Source organism: Pseudomonas sp. 2848 (assembly GCF_003253945.1).
GTDB lineage: Bacteria > Pseudomonadota > Gammaproteobacteria > Pseudomonadales > Pseudomonadaceae > Aquipseudomonas.
The window spans coordinates 306,319-324,746 of sequence record NZ_QKZD01000004.1; the positions used below are offsets into that span (position 1 = coordinate 306,319).

At 66.0% G+C, this 18,428-nt stretch carries 16 protein-coding genes; 9 read left to right on the forward strand and 7 right to left on the reverse strand.

Features of this window, described 5'->3' with window-relative positions:
* Positions 1–9: 9 nt before the first annotated feature.
* From DFS21_RS10555 to DFS21_RS10575, 5 genes are all read right to left on the reverse strand, one after another.
* Positions 10–1,161, reverse strand: a complete 1,152-nt coding sequence (locus tag DFS21_RS10555; protein WP_111532269.1) for a DUF1624 domain-containing protein — start codon at positions 1,159–1,161, stop codon at positions 10–12.
* Positions 1,162–1,344: 183 nt separating this feature from the next.
* Complete coding sequence (locus DFS21_RS10560) at positions 1,345–2,319, reverse strand: PDR/VanB family oxidoreductase (protein WP_110702327.1); 975 nt, start codon at positions 2,317–2,319, stop codon at positions 1,345–1,347.
* A 63-nt stretch (positions 2,320–2,382) separates the two neighbouring features.
* Entirely contained in the window at positions 2,383–3,504 is a 1,122-nt protein-coding gene (locus DFS21_RS10565) for an aromatic ring-hydroxylating dioxygenase subunit alpha (protein ID WP_111532270.1), read from the reverse strand.
* Positions 3,505–3,609: 105 nt separating this feature from the next.
* Entirely contained in the window at positions 3,610–5,208 is a 1,599-nt protein-coding gene (locus DFS21_RS10570) for a BCCT family transporter (RefSeq protein WP_102684032.1), read from the reverse strand.
* Positions 5,209–5,442: 234 nt separating this feature from the next.
* Positions 5,443–6,534, reverse strand: a complete 1,092-nt coding sequence (locus DFS21_RS10575) for a tartrate dehydrogenase (protein ID WP_038705913.1) — start codon at positions 6,532–6,534, stop codon at positions 5,443–5,445.
* A gap of 95 nt (positions 6,535–6,629) precedes the next feature.
* On the opposite strand from DFS21_RS10575, the gene DFS21_RS10580 reads away from it, so the two are divergent.
* The 7 genes from DFS21_RS10580 to hchA all read left to right on the forward strand — a co-directional run bounded on the left by DFS21_RS10580 (position 6,630) and on the right by hchA (position 15,002).
* Complete coding sequence (locus tag DFS21_RS10580; RefSeq protein WP_111532271.1) at positions 6,630–7,541, forward strand: LysR substrate-binding domain-containing protein; 912 nt, start codon at positions 6,630–6,632, stop codon at positions 7,539–7,541.
* A gap of 163 nt (positions 7,542–7,704) precedes the next feature.
* The gene (locus tag DFS21_RS10585) at positions 7,705–10,536 is read left to right on the forward strand and encodes a xanthine dehydrogenase family protein molybdopterin-binding subunit (RefSeq protein WP_111532272.1); all 2,832 of its coding nucleotides are present in this window, start codon (positions 7,705–7,707) and stop codon (positions 10,534–10,536) included.
* Positions 10,529–11,068 (forward strand): (2Fe-2S)-binding protein, encoded by a 540-nt coding sequence (locus DFS21_RS10590; RefSeq protein WP_102684029.1) that lies wholly within the window; start codon positions 10,529–10,531, stop codon positions 11,066–11,068. The genes DFS21_RS10585 and DFS21_RS10590 overlap by 8 nt, the downstream gene beginning before the upstream one ends.
* Positions 11,069–11,070: 2 nt before the next feature.
* Positions 11,071–12,282: a cytochrome c gene (locus DFS21_RS10595; protein ID WP_038705916.1), complete on the forward strand. Its 1,212-nt coding sequence runs from the start codon at positions 11,071–11,073 to the stop codon at positions 12,280–12,282.
* 3 nt (positions 12,283–12,285) lie between these two features.
* Entirely contained in the window at positions 12,286–13,257 is a 972-nt protein-coding gene (locus DFS21_RS10600; RefSeq protein ID WP_111532273.1) for an XdhC family protein, read from the forward strand.
* Positions 13,254–13,817: an NTP transferase domain-containing protein gene (locus tag DFS21_RS10605; protein ID WP_111532274.1), complete on the forward strand. Its 564-nt coding sequence runs from the start codon at positions 13,254–13,256 to the stop codon at positions 13,815–13,817. The genes DFS21_RS10600 and DFS21_RS10605 overlap by 4 nt, the downstream gene beginning before the upstream one ends.
* Before the next feature lie 330 nt (positions 13,818–14,147).
* Positions 14,148–15,002: a glyoxalase III HchA gene (gene hchA / locus DFS21_RS10610; RefSeq protein WP_111532275.1), complete on the forward strand. Its 855-nt coding sequence runs from the start codon at positions 14,148–14,150 to the stop codon at positions 15,000–15,002.
* A 224-nt stretch (positions 15,003–15,226) separates the two neighbouring features.
* Here the strand turns inward: hchA and DFS21_RS10620 are convergent, their stop codons facing one another.
* The gene (locus DFS21_RS10620; RefSeq protein WP_110702339.1) at positions 15,227–16,219 is read right to left on the reverse strand and encodes an NAD(P)H-quinone oxidoreductase; all 993 of its coding nucleotides are present in this window, start codon (positions 16,217–16,219) and stop codon (positions 15,227–15,229) included.
* A gap of 175 nt (positions 16,220–16,394) precedes the next feature.
* On the opposite strand from DFS21_RS10620, the gene DFS21_RS10625 reads away from it, so the two are divergent.
* Positions 16,395–17,279: a LysR family transcriptional regulator gene (locus tag DFS21_RS10625; RefSeq protein WP_110702311.1), complete on the forward strand. Its 885-nt coding sequence runs from the start codon at positions 16,395–16,397 to the stop codon at positions 17,277–17,279.
* 49 nt (positions 17,280–17,328) lie between these two features.
* Here DFS21_RS10625 and DFS21_RS10630 read toward each other — a convergent pair whose 3' ends face one another.
* Positions 17,329–17,502, reverse strand: coding sequence for a DUF2986 domain-containing protein (locus tag DFS21_RS10630; protein WP_110702309.1), 174 nt, complete (start codon positions 17,500–17,502; stop codon positions 17,329–17,331).
* A 154-nt stretch (positions 17,503–17,656) separates the two neighbouring features.
* Here DFS21_RS10630 and DFS21_RS10635 point away from each other — a divergent pair, with 154 nt between their 5' ends.
* Positions 17,657–18,427 (forward strand): ribonuclease, encoded by a 771-nt coding sequence (locus DFS21_RS10635; protein WP_110702307.1) that lies wholly within the window; start codon positions 17,657–17,659, stop codon positions 18,425–18,427.
* Position 18,428: the final 1 nt, after the last annotated feature.

Sequence of the window (18,428 nt, forward strand, 5' to 3'; positions counted from 1 at the left end):
AAAACGCTTTTACAGGTACTTGAGCCAGGCGATATCGCGCCGGCGCGCTTTCAGCCGGGCGAACCAGCGCACCGGCAGGTACAGGACAAGTGGCAGCAGCACGGCGGTCAGCCATACCGGCCCGATGCCATCGAAACCGAAATAGCGGCCCTGGTTCAGGCCGAACAGCGCCACGCAGGCCACGTACAGCAGCTTGAGCGCATACAGGTGCAGCAGGTAGAAGAACATCGGCGCTGCGCCAAACACCGCAAGCGGGCCGACCCAGCGGGCGTCGCCGGCACGCTCGAAGCCGCGCAGCAGGAGCAGGCCGACGCCAAGGGTCAGGGCCAGGAACAGCAGCGACGGTGGGTATTTGGTGATATTGAAGAAGCTCATCAGCGTCTGCCCGACGCGGGCGTAGAGGCTCCAGGGGGCTTCGCCGTAGCCATTGAGCAGGCGCAGCGCGACGAACCCCAGCAGCAGGCCCGCGCCGACCCATAGCAGACGCTGCTGGCGCTTGCCGGCGTCGCTGCCCCGGGCAAACCACGGCCCGAGGCCATAACCCAGGGCGATCACGCCGATCCACGGCAACAGCGGGTAGGACGTGCGCAAGCGCAGATGTTCGCCCACCTCCAGCCAACTGCGCTCATGCAGGATCGCCCATGGCACATGCAGCGCCGATTCCGGCCCGAAATGCAGGCCATCGAGCAGGTTGTGACCGGCGACGATCAGCGCGCCGAGGGCGAGTAGCGCCGGACGCGGCAGCCACACCAGCAGCGACAGGGCGAGCATGCTCAGGCCGATGGCCCAGATCACCTGCAGGTAGATCACGCTCGGAGGCAACTGGAAGGTCCAGGCGAAGTTGACCAGGGTGAATTCCAGCACCACCAGGAACACACCGCGTTTGAACAGGAACACCGAGACATCGCCACGGCCCTGGTGCTTCTCTCCATACAGCCAGGCCGATAGCCCGGTAAGCAGCACGAACACCGGCGCGCACAGGTGCGCCAGGGTGCGGCTGGCGAACAGGCTGGGTTCGGTGGCGTCGATGGTCATCGGGTCGCTGACCTGGCGATGCAGGAAGAAGGTTTCGCGCACGTGGTCAAGCAGCATGAACAGGATCACCAGGCCGCGCAGGGCGTCGATGCTTTGCAGGCGTTGGGGGAGTCGGGGGCTGGCCATTGAAAAAAGTCGCAAACAGTGAAAGTAAAATGTTATCTCATAACAATTTTTCAATCCACTGGCCTGCATTTACATCGAGGCGCCCGACGTCATCGCGGCACGCTCGCTCCAGCTCATGCGCTATTCCTGGAGCGGGCCTGAGCCGCGATGGCATCGTTCGCCCCGTTGGGACGCGATCTGACTTCAGAGATCCAGCACCAACCGCGCCGAGCGCGCCCGCGACACGCACAGCATCATGCTCTGCTGCGCGGCCTTTTCCTCGTCGCTGAGGTATTGGTCGAAATGCTCGGCCTCGCCTTCGAGGATCGCCGTCTCGCAGGTGCCGCACACGCCTTCGCGGCACAGGCACTCGACCTTCGCGGCCTTGGACTTCTCGATGGCCTGGAGGATGGTCATGCCTTCCTCGACTTGCAGTTCGGTGCCCGAGCGGGCCAGCACCACGGTGAAGGCCGAACCTGTGGCCGGCGCGGCGGCGGCGAACTGTTCCCAGTGCACCCGCGATTCGGCGATGCCAGCGGCGGCGGCGGTGGCGATCACCGCGTCGATCAGCGGCTTGGGCCCGCACACATAGAGGTGGGCGTCATCGGCCAGGCCCGCGCACAGCGCGGCGAGGTCGAGCTTGCGGTCCAGGCTGTCGATGTAGAACCGCGTGTTGCCAGCATGCGGGCCTTGTTCCAGGTCGCCCTGGAAGGCGCCGTGTTCCGGGGCGCGGAAGGCGTAGTGCAGCTCGTAGGGAGTGGCGCCACCTTCCAGCTCGTGCAACTGCGCCAGGAACGGGGTAATGCCGATGCCGCCGGCGATCAGCACATGGCGCCCGGCATCGGCGTCCAGGGCGAACAGGTTGTTGGGGGTGGAGATGGCCAGCTCGCTGCCCACCGCGACCTGGTTGTGCATGAACGCCGAACCGCCCTTGGACTGCTCCTCGAGCCGCACGCCGATCTGGTAGCTGTGCAATTGACGCGGGTCGCTCATCAGCGAGTAGGCATTGCTGAACTGGCTGCCGCAGGGCGACTGCATCTGCACGATCACGTGGCTGCCGCCGCTGAAGGCGGGCAGGGGGGCGCCGTCGGCGCGGGCCAGGGTGAAGCGCTTGATCTGCGGCGTGGCCTGTTCCACACCGGTCACGCGCACCTTGAACATCTCGTATTGCTTGGCCATGGCGTACCTCGACAACAAAGCCCCGCGCCAGGCCCTGGCGCGGGGCGGGGAGCTGGCGTGTGTTCAGTCGTCCAGGTGGGCGACCGCGATCAGGTTGTGGAAGTGGGCGATGCCGTGCTCGCTGACGCCGCTGCGCTGGGCGTCGACCATGATCCGGCCCTGGCCACGGTAACCGCGGGACTTCAGGCCTTTCTGCACGCTCTCCACCAGGCGCAGGTCCTCGGGGCGGAACACCTCGCGGTACCAGTCGATCAGCTTGTGCTGCTCTTCGCTGAGTTCCTTGTTGAGGAAGTAGATGTCGTAGTGCTGCAGGGTGGTCTCTGCATCGACCGGGAACTCGTAGATCACGGTCATGAAGTTGGCACCTGGCGGTACGTTGAACATGGTGCACGGCCAGGCCCAGAAGCCGGCGAAGGACGGGTCTTGCACCGACTCGTCGAAGGTGAACGACTGCTCCGAGGGCTTGGCCAGGCCGTATTGCAGGGTCCAGTTGCCGTGCAGGCTGTGGCTGTACTGGCCGACATCCACCGAATCGGAAAAGCCGGGGTGGGCCGGGGCGCAGTGGTAGCACTCCAGGTAGTTGTCGACGATGGATTTCCAGTTGGCCGGAGTGTCGCTGACGAAGCGCGCGGCCAGGTGCAGGTCGTCGATCACCGCGCAGGCTTCGCGCATGCGCTTCTGCATGCCCGGCAGCTGGTCTTCGACGGAGCCTGCGTCGTTGTCCATGTTGATGAAGATGAAGCCGGCGTATTCCTCCACGCGCAGCTGCACCAGGGTGGAATTGTCCTTGTCGAAGTTGGCCACGTTCTCGCAGTTGCGCGCATGGGCCAGCTCGCCGTCGAGCTTGAAGGTCCAGGCGTGGTACGGGCAGGTGATCACGTTCTTGGCCTTGCCGCTGCCCTCGAGCAGTTGGTGGCCACGGTGCGGGCAGACGTTGTAGAAGGCCCGCAGCACGTCGTCGCGGCCACGCACGACGATGATGCTCTCGCCGATCACCTGGCGGGTGATGTAGGCGTTCTTCTCGGCGACTTCGCTGCGGTGGCCGACGCAGATCCAGCTGCGGGCGAAGATCGCTTCCTTCTCGTGTTCGAAGACGGCGGCCTGGGTGTAGAACTTGGCCGGGAGGGTGAAGGCCTCCTCGGGGTTGGCGCAGAAGTCGGCGGGCAGGCGTTTGAAATCGTTCATGGCTCTATCTCGGTTCTTATTGGTTAACGCGTATCTGTTGGTTAACAAACTGGGCAAAAAAATTTGCCAGAACGGGGGCGGGCAAGCCCGCTCCCAGGTTGTATTTCAGTGCACTACGGCAGCGCTACGCGGCGCCTGCGGCTGCGGTTCCTCACCCGCCAGGCGGGTGGCCTCTTCCTCGATGCGGTAGGCCGGCACCTGGCCGTAGTCGGCCGCCAGCCACTTGAAGAACCCGTAGATCTTCACCAGCAGGATCAGCATGAACGGGATCGCGGTGAGCACCACGGCGGTCTTCATGGTCGACAGCGAGGCCTTGGCGAAGAGCATGGCCAGTGGCACCAGGGTCAGCACCACGCACCAGAACAGGCGCAGGGTGGGGCTTGGGTCTTCACCTTCGCGCAGGTTGCGGGTGCTGGTGGCGGCCACGGCGTAGGCGGCGGCGTCCATGTGCGAGGCGCAGAACACCGCCATGATGAACAGGTACGCGGCGAGGAACAGCGTGCCCCAGGGCAGGGCCAGCAACAGGTCGGTCACCGCGGCTTCGCCGCCCAGCGTGCCGAGCAGCTTGGGTACGTCGATCTGGCCGTTGATGAACTGGTGCATGCTGTAGCTTTCCAGCGCGCCGAAGAAGAACCAGCAACCGAAGCTGCCGCCCAGCAGCAGGGCGAACACCACTTCCTTGATCAGTCGGCCACGGGACACGCGGGCGACGAACATCGCCACGCCCGGGGCGTAGGACACCCACCACAGCCAGTAGAACACCGTCCAGTTGCGGGTGAAGGCGCCGTCGCCGGCGGGGTCGGTGAACAGGCTCATCTGCACGTAGTGCTGCAGCATCAGGCCGATGGAATTGGCGGTGTTGTTCAGGGTGAACTGGGTCGGCCCGACCAGCAGGACGATGGCGGCGAACACCAGGGCGCCGATGCAGACCATCTTCGACAGGCGCTGCAGGCCGCCGTCGATGCCGATGTACGAGCTCAGCGAGAACAGCAGCGCCACCGCGCCGATCACCAGCAACTGCACGGTGAAGGTGTTGGGGGTGCCGGCCAGGTCGGCAAGGCCGCGGGTCAGGGTCGAGGCGGTGAGCGCCAGCGACACGGTCAGCGCGCCCATCATGGTCAGCAGGAAGATCAGGTCGACGGCGCGGCCGACCGGGCCGGTGGCCTTGAAACCGGTGACTGCCTCGATGATCGAGGCCAGGTTGAGGCCGCTCTTCTTGCGCACATGGAAGTGATAGGCCATGGCCAGCGAGGCCAGGGCGTAGATCGACCAGGCGCTGATGCCCCAATGGAAGAACGAGTAGCTGACACTGTATTCCAGGGCCTTGGCCGACATCGGCGCGATGTTCAGGCCTGGGGTCTGGTAGTAGTAGGCCCATTCCATCACGCCCCAGTACAGGGTCGAGGAACCCATGCCGGCGCAGATGAACATGAACACCCAGGTGGTGGTGGAATACTCGGGTTTGCCGGCACCCAGGCGGATGTTGCCGTATTTGCTGAAGGCCAGATACAGCACAGCCAGGGAACTGCCGAACACCAGTACCTGGACGCTGGTGCCGAAGGTGCGGGTGGCCACTTCGAACAGCTGGTTGGCCAGGCTTTCGGCCTGGGCAGGGAAGGCGGCAAGGCCGATCACGGTGAGCAGCACGGCCAACAGGCTCACGGCGATCAGGAACACGTCGATCTTTTTGTTATTGGGGGACATCAATTGTCTCCTGGAGCATTTTTTTTGTAGTAGGCGTCAGGCGTTGGGAAGTCCGTATCGAGGTTCTGTGTTTCCTTTCTGTTAACTAATAGATAACAAGTATCTTTTGGTTGACAGATTCTGCATTGAATCGAAGTGGGTGGCAATAGGATCGTCGGACAATCCGGATGATTGGGCTGGGCTGGCGATATCGCGGGGCAAGTCGCATCGGCCCCGCGATAACCTGATGCCGAATCAGGCGCCAAGCAGCTCGGCAATGGCCTTGCCCACTTCCTGGGTCGAACGGCTGCCGCCCATGTCACGGGTGGTGTCGCCGTTGGCGATCACCGTCTCGATGGCCTTGAGGATGTCGTCGTGGGCCGCCTGGTAGCGGGCATCGTTGTTTTCCTGGCCGAGGAACTCGAGCATCAGCGCACCGGACCAGATCATCGCGATCGGGTTGGCGATGTTCTTGCCGTAGATGTCCGGCGCCGAGCCATGCACCGGCTCGAACAGCGAGGGGAACTTGCGCTCGGGGTTGAGGTTGGCCGACGGCGCGATGCCGATGGTGCCGGCGCACGCCGGGCCGAGGTCGGAGAGGATGTCGCCGAACAGGTTGGAGGCCACCACCACGTCGAAACGCTCCGGCTGCAGCACGAAACGGGCGCAGAGGATGTCGATGTGCTGCTTGTCCCAGCTGATCTCGGGGTAGTGGGCGGCCATGGCGGCGGTGCGCTCGTCCCAGTAGGGCATGCTCACGGCCATGCCGTTGGACTTGGTCGCCGAGGTCACGTGCTTGCGCTCGCGGGTCTGCGCCACGTCGAAGGCGTACTTGAGGATGCGGTCCACGCCGCGACGGGTGAACACCGACTCCTGCAGCACGAACTCGTTGTCGGTGCCTTCGAACATGCGCCCGCCCAGGGAGGAGTATTCGCCCTCGGTGTTCTCGCGGATCACCACGAAGTCGATGTCGCCGGGCTGCTTGTTCGCCAGCGGGCAGGGCACGCCGGGGAACAGGCGCACCGGGCGGATGTTCACGTACTGGTCGAAGTCGCGGCGGAACTTGAGCAGGGAGCCCCACAGCGAGATGTGGTCCGGGACCTTGTCGGGCCAGCCGACGGCGCCGAAGTACAGGGCGTCGAAGCCCTTGAGCTGGTCGAACCAGTCGTCGGGCATCATCTTGCCATGGGCCAGGTAGTAATCGCAGCTGGCCCATTCGAAGAACTCGAACTGCAGGTCCAGGCCGTGCTTGCGGGCGGCGGCCTCGACCACGCGCAGGCCTTCGGGGAGGACTTCGTTGCCGATGCCGTCACCGGGGATGGCGGCAATCTTGAAGGTCTTGGTCATGGGGCGCATCTCGTGTCCAGGGAAGATGCAGGCCATGCTATAAGGCTGTGCTTCGGAGATAATCCGGCAATCCATCAATTCTTGGTGCACGAAGCGTGAATAATCTGCCGAACCTGGATGACCTCGACATCTTCCTGCAGGTGGCGCGCCGCGCCAGCTTCGCCGCGGTGGCGGACGAACGCGGCATGTCGGCGGCATTCATCAGCAAGCGTATTCGCCTGCTGGAGGAAAGCCTCGGCGTACGCCTGCTGCACCGCACCACCCGGCGGGTGACGGTGAGCGAGGAGGGCGAGCGCGTGTACCAGTGGGCGCAGCAGATCTTCGAGACCCTGCGGCGCATGGACGACGACCTCAACGCCGGCCAGCGCGAGCCGGCGGGGCAGCTGCGCATCGCCAGCAGCCTGGGGCTGGGGCGGCGCTTCGTGGCGCCGGCGCTGTCGGAGCTGGCGGCGCGCTACCCTGGGCTGGACATCCGCCTGGATGTGCATGACCGCCTGGTGGACCTGATCGCCGAAGGGGTGGACCTGGACATCCGCGTCGGCAACGTCATCGCCCCGCACCTGATCGCCAAGCCCCTGGCACGCAACCGTCGGGTGCTGTGCGCCGCCCCCGGCTACCTGGCCGCGCATGGCACGCCGCGGGTGCTGGCCGACCTGGCCAGCCATGACTGCCTGGTGATCAAGGAGCGCGATCACCCGTTCGGCCTGTGGCACCTGGAAGGCCCCCAGGGCGAGGAAAGCGTGCGCGTCACCGGCGGGCTTTCCAGCAACCACGGCGAGGTGGCGCACCAGTGGTGCCTGGACGGGCGAGGGATCCTGCTGCGCTCCTGGTGGGACGTGCATGACAGCATCGCCGACGGGCGCCTGGTGCAGGTGCTGCCCGAGTACCAGCAGGCGGCGGATATCTGGGCGGTGTATACGGCGCCGTTGGCAGGTTCGGCCAAGGTGCGGGTGGCGGTGGAGTTCTTCCGCCAGTACTTCGCCGAGCGCTATCGTTTGCCGAATTGACCCTTCGCGGCGCCCCGCGACAAGTTGTCTGCTTGACTTGCAGAGGCACCCTACGATCGTTAACTTGACTTCGTAGTCAGTTTTTGTGATCGTGCGCGCCCTTTCAGTTTCTCAAGCACCAGAAAAAGCATGGGCAACCCAAGAGCTGCCCAGAGGATCAACCATGTCCAACCGTGATATTTCCCGGCGTTCGTTCCTGCAAGGCGGGCTGATCGCCGGTGTCGGCGTGACCATGGCGCCGCTCGGCAGCCAGGCGTTCGCCGCCCTGATGGAGAGCAAGGTCACCACCTCGCCGCAGAAGTGGATGAACCACGACGGCAAGGCGCTTTCGCGAAACGACGCGCTGTCCAAGGTCTGCGGCAACAAGGTGTTCGCCCGCGACATCCGTGCCAAGGACATGCCTGGCTGGCCACAGCAGCAAGGCCACGCCATGCTGCTCAAGGCGACCAAGGCCGACCGCATCTACGCGGGCTACGACCTGTCACTGCTGGGCGCCGAGCTGCAGCCGGACCGCGTCGTCAGCGCCGATGACCTGAAGAAGGACGGCATCGCCTGGCCCGAGGCCCACTCGCCAGACCCATTGCTGCCGCCCGGCCAGGTACCGATGTTCATCGGCCACCCGGTGGCGATCCTGATCTGGAACGACTTCGAGCGCTTCCGCAAGGCCAAGCTCAAGCTGCAGTTCAACGACCAGGCGATCCGCTACGGCGCCCAGGCCCCGCTGTACCAGCGCGATCCTTACGGCAGCTTCCGTTTCGTGCGCGTGGCCGGCAAGACGCCGTTCGACGAGGACGAATACTCGAGCCTGAAGAACACCATGCTGTTCCCCACCATCCTGGCGCGCAAGCCGGTATGGACCGCCGAGCCCAAGCAGCATGGCACCCTCACCGAGCAGGGGATGTTCTACGCCCAGCGTATCGACGAGCAGCTCAAGCAGCCGCCGCAAGACTGGCTGCTGTTCGACGAGCGCTACAAGACCCCGTCGATCGAGCCCGCAGCCCTCGAGCCGGACAACGGCAACGGCTGGTTCGACCCGGCCACCGGCACCCTGCATTTCGTCGTCGCCACCCAATGCCCGTTCGAAGTGGCGCAGGAATGCGTGCACATGATCAAGCCGTCGCGTTTCGGCCTGAAGCACCTGAACATGCACCCGGGCTACACCGTCGGCTACGGCTCCAAGGACAACAACATCTTCGTGTTCTACGCCGCCGTCGCCGCCCTGTACGGCGCGGGCGTGCCGATCCGCCTGGCCAACGACCGCTACGAGCAGTTCCAGAGCGGCATCAAGCGCCACCCGTTCGACATCCGCTACCAGCTGGCCGTCGACAAGAAAGACATGAGCTTCAAGATCTTCCGCGCCGACATGACCGTCGACGGCGGCGGGCGCATCAACTACAGCCCGTCGGTGGCTTCAGTAGGCGCCACCGCCGCGCAGTCGATCTACTACATGCCGCAGAACGACCTGTCGGTCACCGCCTACCACTCGCGCGGCGTCGAGGCCGGCTCCATGCGCGGCTACGGCACCCTGCAGAGCATGGCCGCCACCGAGATGATGGTCGACGAGATCGCCGATCGCCTGGGCGTGGATGCCATCGAGCTGCGCCGCAAGAACGCGCTCAAGTCGGGCATGAAGAACACCCAGGGCGCGGTGCCCGCCGGTGCCCTGCGCCTGCACGAGATCCTCGACAAGGCCGCGGAACACGACTGGTGGAAGAACCGCCATGCGCGCAAGCAGGCCGAAGACGCCAAGGACCACGACAACTGGTACGGCGTGGGCTTCGCCATCACCCAGAAGGACTTCGGAACCGGCGCCGAAGCGCCGATGGCGGCGGTCGAGTTCACTGCCGATGGCCAGATTACTTTGCGCCATATCGGCACCGAGCTGGGCACCGGCATGTCGACCTCCCAGGCCCTGGTGGTCAGCGACTTCCTCGGCCGCGTCGCCGATCACGTGCAGACCGCCCAGACCGAATGGCCTGAGCTGCAGCTGAGCACCAGCGGCAACCCCTACCTGATCAGCCAGGCCGAGCAGGACGCCGCGCTGCGCAACCCGCGCTGGGTCGCCAAGCTGGCTTCGCCGTCGTCGGCGACCAACTCGGCGTTCTACTTCAGCCACGCCACCCGCGAGGCGGCCCGGGTGCTGTTCAACCACGGCCTGTGGCCGGCGGCCATGGCCTTGTGGAGCCAGGGCCCGTTCGGCGGCCAGGCCAACCCGTTGGTGGTGCGCCGGGAGAACGCGGTGTGGGTCAACGGTGCGCTGACTGGCAACGGCCTGGAGCCGATCCCGTTCGCGGAGCTTGCGAAGAAGGCCCACGAGATGGGCCTGATCACCGGCGTCAGCGTGCATGGCTTCAACCGCTGGAGCTGGGCCGAGGCCGACTTCGTCATCGACGGCGTGCGCGAGCGCCTGCCGCTCGATGCCCTGGCGGTGAAGTACGGTGACGGTGCGCTGAACGCGAAGAAGGCGCAGATGAACAGCGCCGGCTTCCACCTGCTCGACCGGCAGAATGTCGAGTACCCGGCCACCCAGCTGAACAACGCCATGGTCACCTACTACAGCCCGGTGGCGACCATCGTCGAGGTCAAGGTGAACAAGGGCAGCGGCGAGGTCAGCGTGCTCAACCACCACAGCTGGGTCGAGTGTGGACGGGTGTTGGTGCCCGAGCTGGTCAAGGGCCAGCTCGAAGGCGGTATCGCCATGGGTATCGGCCATGCGCTGCTGGAAGAGATGCCGCTGTACGAGGGTGGCCCGGGTGAGGGCGACTGGAACTTCAACCGTTACCGCCTGCCGATGGCCCGGCATGTGGCGGTGTGGAAGCAGACGTCCGAGATCCTGCCGCCGCTGTCGCCGACCGACCCGTCCAAGGGCATCGCCGAGGTGGTGATGATCCCGGTGGTCGGCGCCATCGGCAACGCCGTGGCCCATGCCATCGGCAAGCGTGTCCGCGACCTGCCCATCACCCCCGCCCGCGTCAAGGAGGCCCTCAATGGCTGACCGCAAGCTGCAACTGACCCTCAACGGTCAACCTGTCGTCACCGAAGTGGTCCCCGATGACCTGGCGATGATCGACTACCTGCACGAATACCAGAACCTCACAGGCTCGCGCCTGGGCTGTGGGCAGGGCATCTGCCATGCCTGCGTGGTGATCGTCGACAACCCCGACGGCACCAGCGAGGAAGTGCGCACCTGCATCACCGGCGCGCACTATTTCGAGGGCAAGCAAGTGCGCACCATCGAAGGCCACGCCAAACGCGACGAAGCGGGCAACCCCACCGAGTTGAACCCGATCCAGCAGAAGTTCGTCGACCGCTTCGCCTTCCAGTGCAGCTACTGCGCCCCGGGCTTCGTCAACGCCGCCACGGTGCTGGTGGAGAAGGCCCAGCGCAAGCCGCTGAAAAAAAGCGAGCTGGAGCAGGCCATCGAAGCCAGCCTCGGCCATCATGTGTGCCGCTGCACCGGCTATGTGCGCTACTACGAGGCGACCCGCGACGTGCTGGGCGACCTCGGCCTGGTCAAGGAGGGTTGAGCATGACGCGAGTTCTGAGCAGCCTGGCCCTGGCCATTGGCGCGCTGGTCGCCTGCAACGTCCAGGCGGCCGACGAGGCATTGATCAAGCGCGGCGAATACCTCGCCCGCGCCGCCGACTGCATGGCCTGCCACACCGCCGAAGGCGGCGCGCCATACGCCGGCGGTCTGCCGATCCATTCGCCGTTCGGCACCATCTACGGCACCAACATCACCCCGGACAAGCAGCACGGCATCGGCAACTACAGCAGTGACGAGTTCTTCGCCGCCCTCACCGAGGGCAAGCGCAAGGACGGCGCCAACCTCTATCCGGCCATGCCCTACACCTCGTACCACCTGATCAAGCGCGAGGATTCCGATGCGATCCACGCCTACCTGATGAGCGTGGCGCCAATCAACCGGCCGGCGCCGGAAACCAGCCTGAGCTTCCCGTTCAACGTGCGCACCGGCCTGATGGGCTGGAACCTGCTGTACGGCAAGAGCGTGCAACTGGAGGAGGGCAAGGGCAACAGCGAGGCGTGGAAGCGCGGCCAGTACATGGTCGAGGTGCTCGGCCATTGCGGCGAGTGCCACACCCCGCGCAACCCCATCGGCGCACTGCAGCAGGACAAACGCCTGACCGGCGGCCTGCTGCTGGGCTACCTGGCGCCGAGCCTGCTGGCCCAGGACCTGGCCGACCGCGGCTGGAACCAGGCCGACCTGGCAACCTTCCTCAAGCACGGTATCAGCGCCCAGGGCAGCATGTTCAACGAGATGTACCCGGTGGTGCACCACAGCACCCAGCACCTTGAAGACAGCGACCTTTCGGCCATGGCCACCTACCTGCTCGGCGACCAGCCGCCGGCGGCCAAGGTGGTGCAGGCGGTGGCCCACGAAACCCTGGGCGAGAGCGCCAAGCGTGGCCGCCAGCAGTACCTCAATGTCTGCGCCGGCTGCCACGGCGGCGATGGCGAGGGCAAGCCGCACATTGCCGTGGCCATGCAGGGCAACACCGTGCTGCGCCAGGCCGACTCGCGCAACCTGGTCAAGGCCATCGTCGACGGCATCCGCGAACAGCAGTTCACCGGCTTCGAGCGCATGCAGCCGATGCCGGGCTTTGCCGACAAGCTCGACGACCAGCAGCTGACCGACATGGTCAACTACCTGCGCGAAGCCTGGGGCGGCCTGCCAGGCGACCTGACCACCCAGCAGCTGGCCCAGCTGAAGGCGGACTGACCCGTGCAACATCTCGACCTGCAGGTGGTGCGCCAGGCGGCGCAATGGTCGCGCGACGGCCTGCGCGTGTGGCTGTGCAGTGTGCTGTGCACCTATGGCTCGGCGCCGCGCGCGCCGGGTTCGCTGCTGGCGGTGAGCGAGGGTGGGCACTGGGTGGGATCGCTGTCGGGTGGCTGTGTCGAGGATGACTTCCTCGAGCGGGTGTCCGCTGGCGAGTTCGCCTCGGCAGTTGCCGTGGTGCGCTATGGCGACGGCAGCGACACCCGCGGCAACATCCGCCTGCCGTGCGGCGGCATTCTCGACGTGCTGGTGGAGAACCTGCCCGGCGACTGCTCCACCCAGGCGCATCTTGCCGAGGTGGAGAGTGCCTTGCTCGGGCGTCGGCGGCTGTTGCGCGAGGTCGACCTGCGCAGCGGTGAGCGGCGGCTGAGCGATGACCTCGGCCAGGGGCCACGGGTGGAGCGTGGCGAGCATTGCGTGCGCCTGCGCATCGGCGCCGCCCAGCGCCTGTTGCTGGCGGGGTATTCGAGCGTCGCGCATTTCTGCGCCGAATTCGGCAAGGGCCTGGGCTTCGAGGTGGTGCTGTGCGACCCTCGCGACGAGGTGATGGACAACGTGGCGCTGGACGGGATAGAAATCCGTCGGGAACTGCCCTCGCTGTTCATCGCCAACGGCGGCTGCCATCGCGACACCGCGGTGGTGGCGCTCACCCACGACCCCAAGATCGATGACCTGGCCATGCTCGAAGCGGTGCGTACCGAAGCGTTCTACATCGGTGTGATGGGCTCACAGGCCACGTCGGCCAAGCGTCGTGAGCGCCTGCGCCGCATCGGCGAGCTCGGTGATGCCGATATGGCGCGCATCCATGCGCCGATTGGCCTGAACCTGGGCAGCAAGACGCCGGCGGAGATCGCCCTGGCGGTGCTCGCCGATATCCTGCGGACCCGCAGCGGTATCGCCCGCGAGGCCTTGTGAAGGTCGTCGCCCTGGTGCTGGCGGCCGGGCAGGGCGCGCGCTTCGGCGCGGACAAGCGCCGGGCCTTGATGGCCGATGGGCGCAGCTTGTTGCAGCACAGCGTGGAGCGCGCCCTGGCGGCGTTCGACGAGGTGCGCGTGGTGCTGCGCGCTGGCGAGCGGGCCGAGGACCTTGGGTTGCCGCCGGCCTGCCGGGTCGTCCACAGCCCCGAGGCAGGTCTGGGCATGGGTCATAGCCTGGCGGCTGGCGCGGCGTCGCTGGGTGACAGCGAGGCGCAGGCGGTGGCGATCCTGCTCGGGGACATGCCATGGATCGGGGCGGCGACCTTCCGTCGTCTGCTCGCCTCGGCGGCGCCCTCGGTCATCGTGCTGCCGCGTCATCAGGGGCAGAACGGCCACCCGGTGGTGTTCGGCCGGGATTACTGGACCGAGCTGACGCTGTTGGCTGGTGATGAAGGGGCGCGCTCGGTGCTGCGGCGGCATGCCGATCGCGTTGTCGTGTTGGAACTGGACGATGGCGGGATAGTGCGCGACGTCGATACGCCTGCCGCGCTCGACTAGACTGCTCTGGGTCCATTGGTGGCCCCGCTTCGAACACAACGTGATGCACTGGTTTGGCACGGATAGCGTGGGAGCGGGCTGGCCCCGCGATCACCGGCGCAGCCGGTGCCATACACCGCATCGCGGGGCAAGCCCGCTCCCACGCTGATGATGCTTGCAACCTCATTCTCTGCTCTGCAGCCCCGGAGGATCGGGTGATGTGCTGTAGGGACCGCGAGGGCCGTTGTACCGATGCCACGGGTAGCCATTGAGGGAAAACCCTCATTGCCGCTCATCCGGCGGCCTCCTAGCATGGATCCGGTTACCTACCCCAGGCACAGGAGCACAACCATGACCAGCCCCAACGACGACAAACGCCCAACCCCCGACCCGGCCGAGGACAACGCCTTCTTCCCTTCGCCGTATTCCCTCAGCCAGTTCACCTCGCGCAAGTCCGACCTCAGCGGCGCCTACTATCCCGACGCCTACCGTGGCGGACGCTGGAAGGTCCTGCTGATCGGCTCCGACGAGCGCTACCTGCTCACCGACAACGGCACGCTGTTCTCCACCGGCAACCACCCGGTGGAAACGCTGCTGCCGATGTACCACCTGGACAAGGCCGGTTTTACCTTCGACGTCGCGACCTTGTCGGGCAACCCGGTCAAGTTCGAGTACTGGGCCATGCCCGGCGAGGACACCGAGGTGCTGGGCCTGTTCGATCGGTACAAGCCAGCGTTCAAGCAGCCGCGCAAGCTCGCCGATGTGCTGGAACAGGCCCTGGGTGAGGACTCGGACTATATCGGGGTGTTCATCCCGGGCGGCCACGGCGCGCTGATCGGCCTGCCGGAAAGCGAGGAGCTCGGGCGAGTGCTGAAATGGGCGGCGGACCACGACAAGTTCGTCATCACCCTGTGCCACGGCCCGGCGGCGCTGCTGGCCGGCGGCAAGCTCTACGACGGCTACAGGATCTGCGCCTTCCCTGACGATCTGGATGCCAAGACCCCGGACATCGGCTACATGCCCGGCCACCTGACCTGGAAGTTCGGCGAACGCCTGCAGGCCCAGGGCGTCGAGATCATCAACGAGGGTATCTCTGGTGCCGTCCATCAGGACCGCAAGCTGCTCACCGGCGACAGTCCGTTGGCCGGCAATGCCCTGGGCAAGCTGGCCGCCTCGGCGTTGCTCAAGGCAGTCAACGGCGGATGAGGGACCTGCCGTTCGATCAGGTGGTGCAGGCCGTCCAGCGGATCGCGCAGGCCACCGACCTGGCGGATATCCAGTCGGCCGTACGCAATGTCGCCCGGCCGCTGGGCTATGACCGCTTCGTGCTGTTCAGCGCCAGCGCTGCGCGGGACGAGGTGGTCGAGCGTATCCATTGGATGGAAGGGGACTGGTTCGGCGATGGCCAGGCGGTCGACGCCCAGACTGACTCAGCCCTTGTGCGCGACGTTCAGCACCACCTTGCCGATATGCCGGCCCGACTCCATCAATTCATGGGCCTGGCTGGCCGCGGCCAGCGGGAAGGTGGTGTGGATCAGCGGCTTGACCGCGCCGCTGCGTACATGGGGCCAGGCCTTGGCCTGCAGCTCGCCGAGGATCGCCGCCTTGTCGTCGGCGCTGCGCGCGCGCAGGGTCGAGCCGATATGGGTCAGGCGCTTGGTCAGCAGCGGGAACAGGTCGACCTCGGTGGCCGGGCCCTTGACCACGCCGATCTGCACGATGCGCCCGTCCATGGCGGCGGCCCTGAAGTTCCGCGCCACGTAGTCGCCGGCGATGATATCGACGATCACATCCACGCCCTTGCCGTCGGTGTGCGCCATGACTTGCTCGACGAAGTCCTCGCGGGTGTAGTCGATGGCCACGTCGGCGCCCAGTTCCAGGCTTGCGGCCTGTTGCCCGGCGCCATTGACCGTGGTGAAGATCTTCGCCGCGCCGAAGGCCCGGGCCAACTGCGTCGCGGTCGTGCCGATGCCCGACGCGCCACCATGGATCAGCACGCTCTCACCGGCCTTGAAGCCGCCGCGCTGGAACAGGTTGACCCACACGGTCATGAAGGTTTCCGGCAGCGCCGCGCCCTCGACCATCGACAGGTTTTCCGGCAGGTGCGCGGTGGTGCGTTCGTCGGCCACGGCGTACTCGGCATAACCACCGCCCTGGACCAGGGCGATCACGGCATCGCCGAGGGCAAAGTGACGGACCTGCTCGCCGATGGCCACCACCTTGCCGGCGATCTCCAGGCCTGGGATGGCCGGCGCGCCGGCGGGTGGATCGTACAGGCCCTTGCGCTGCAGCAGGTCGGGGCCGTTGACGCCGGCGGCATGCACCTGCACCAGCACCTCGCGCGGGCCTGGCTGGGGCGTGGCATGGCTGGCGACCTGCAGGACCTCGGGGCCGCCTGGCCGGGTGATGTCGATGGCGCTCATTTGGTTGGGGATGATGTGACGCATGAAGACCTCTGTCATTCTGAAGAAAGGCCGTGCCGGCCCGTTGCGTCACAGGGTATGCAACCCGGGCTGCCCGGTCGCGCGGCGATTTTGCGACGCACCTTTGCAGATTTTCTTCAGCCGGCAGTGACTGCGCTGAATCAGGAGTGGACCAATGAACTGGGATGATGCCCGCATGCTGCTGGCCTTGAGCCGCGAACAGACCCTGCGCCGCGCCGCCCGGGTGCTGCGGGTCGACCAGGCCACGGTGGGCCGGCGGGTGGCGGCACTGGAGGCGGATCTGGGCTCGACCCTGTTCCTGCGCACCCCGGCCGGCTACCAGTTGACCGCCATCGGTGAAGTGGCCGTGGAAATGGCGCAGAAGATGGAACAGGCGGCCCTGGAACTGGCTCGCCGAACCCGAGGCGCGGACAACGAGGAGGCCGGCGAGGTGCGCATCGCCACCACCGACTCCCTGGCCCTGGAGTTCGTCATCCCGGCACTGCGGCAGGTGCACGAGACCCATCCCGAGGTGCGCGCGGTGCTCAGCGGCAGCTCGGAGATCGTCAACCTGTCGCAACGCGAAACCGACATCGCCATCCGCAACCAGCGCCCGGACAGCCCCGACCTGGTGCTGCGCAAGCTGGCCAGCTGGCAGATGGGCCTGTTCGCCTCGGCGGATTACCTGGTGCGGCGGGGCGTGCCGGAGGAGGGCAGCTTTGCCGGCCACGACCTGGTGGTGTACGAGCCGTATTGGCGCGACCGCGCCGAACCGACCCTGGTGGACGTGCCCATGGGCGAAGGGCGGGTGGTGATGGCGGCCAACGCCAGCATGATGCTGCGCCGCGGCATCGCCGAAGGCCTGGGCCTGGGGGAGATCCCGGTGGAGCTGGGGCAGCGTGACGGCTTGCGGCGGGTCTGGCCGCAGCGTACGCGCAGCCAGCCCTACGAGGTGTGGATGGTCACCCACCAGGACTTGCGCCACACGGCGCGGGTGCGCGCGGTGATCGACCAGTTGGTGCGGGCGTTTGCCGGGCCAAGCACCATAATGCCCCTGTAAGCGGGTTTGCCTCGCGACGCCGCAGTTTCTGTGAGCGGCCTGCCGTCAATCAGGATTGCGCGGGCACGCCACCCTCTGCCACGGCCTGCTGGTCGGCCTCGGCCGCCAGTTTCAACCGGTCGGCCTTGGAGATGTAGGGGTTCCTGTTTTTCGGCGCCAACTTGGCACTGGCCTTCTTGGCGTGGGCTTTCAACAGCTGGTTGATCTTTTTACGACGGTTCATGTTATTCCACTTCATTGACGCTGGGTGCTGCCTCAGGGGTGAACGATACAGCAAACCGCCCCTGACGAATCGTCATATTCGCGCTACACCATCACATGACGGGTTTAACCGAGCGACAGGCACGGAGCCTGTCGAACCCGACAAGGAGGTCATCATGCAATGGACGCCACAATCTGCAACCTGCCTGAAAGCGCTGCTCTTTGGCTGCCTGGCAGCCGCCGCCTCGTCCACCTTCGCCGAGCAAATCTGCGCGTTGCCCGACAAGGTCGAGCCTGCGCCGGCCCGCCCCGTGGATTACGTCAACAAGGACCTGCCCACCGATTACCTGGCCCTGGTGCTGTCCTGGTCGCCGGAGCATTGTGAAGCCCAGCGCAACAAGCCCAAGGCGCAACGCGAAAAGCATGCCTTCCAGTGCTTCTCGGGCAATCGTTTCGAATGGGTGGTGCACGGCCTGTGGCCGCAGAATGGCTACGCCAGGTCCAACCAGGACCATCCGCGCAACTGCCAGACTGTCGGTTCGCTGCCGGCGCCCTTGGTCAGGCAGCACCTGTGCATGATGCCCGGGCCGGACCTGATGCAGAACGAATGGCAAGCCCACGGTACCTGCGGCTGGTCATCGCCGGAGCGCTACTTTGCCGATATACAGCGGGTCTACGACTCGCTGCAGCGGCCCTCCCTGCAGGAAATGCTCGGCAGCGAAGCAGGTCCCAACCAATTGGTGGACGCCAAGGTGAGCGACATCAAGCAGGCGTTCCTGGCCCATAACCCGGCGCTGCCTGTGCAGAGCCTGCGGGTATCGGTGGGTTCGGGCAACCGCCTGAAAGAGCTCTGGGTCTGCCTGGACAAACAGCTCGGCCCAATGCCGTGCCCGGCCGGCGGGACCCCCGACAACCAGCAGATCAAGGTCCGCACACCCTACCAGTAAC